The organism is Halobacillus seohaensis (genome assembly GCF_042663045.1).
GTDB classification, from domain to species: domain Bacteria; phylum Bacillota; class Bacilli; order Bacillales; family Halobacillaceae; genus Halobacillus_A; species Halobacillus_A seohaensis.
The window spans coordinates 1-594 of record NZ_JBHSZV010000043.1 but is presented as its reverse complement, the minus strand read 5'-3'; the positions used below and the strand labels follow the sequence as shown (position 1 = coordinate 594).

Genomic DNA, 594 nt, shown 5'->3' with positions numbered 1-594 from the left:
CTGACGATAACAAATTTTAAACACATATAATTTTATCATGATTAGATGCGTAATAAGTGATTATGTTCAAGTAAAGGGCATATGAAATAAGCAGCTAAACAGTTGAATGGGGAGAGAGGCTAAACCAATAATTGTGTAATTTAGCCACTAATAAAAAAAGCGAATAGTCATTTTTGATTGTACTCCCTTTACCCTTAATATATAAATCAAATCATAACATGGAGAACAATAGATATAAAAAAGGCAAACAATTAAAATATCCTATTGACCTTGAAGTATACTTCAAGGTTTATAATAAGGCTGAGGTGATACAAATGACGTTACAGATTGGAGAGATATCAAAAAGAAGTCAAGTAAATAAAGACACAATTCGTTATTATGAGCGAGTAGGTCTTATACCTGAACCAACAAGAAAAGAATCTGGTTACAGAATCTATTCAGAAGATATGGTTGAACGTCTTGGTTTTATAAAAAAGATGCAGGAGCTTGGATTTACTTTAAAAGAAATTGATAAGCTTCTCGGAGTTAAGGATAAAGACGATACAAAGTGTAGTGATATCATGGCATTTTCAGCAGAGAAATTAAAAGAAGTCC

General features: G+C 31.3%; 1 protein-coding gene. It reads left to right on the top strand.

Features of this window, described 5'->3' with window-relative positions; translation table 11 throughout:
- Positions 1–314: 314 nt before the first annotated feature.
- Positions 315–594 (top strand): MerR family transcriptional regulator (locus ACFQIC_RS15955; protein WP_390217405.1); only part of this gene is annotated, 280 nt, incomplete at its 3' end.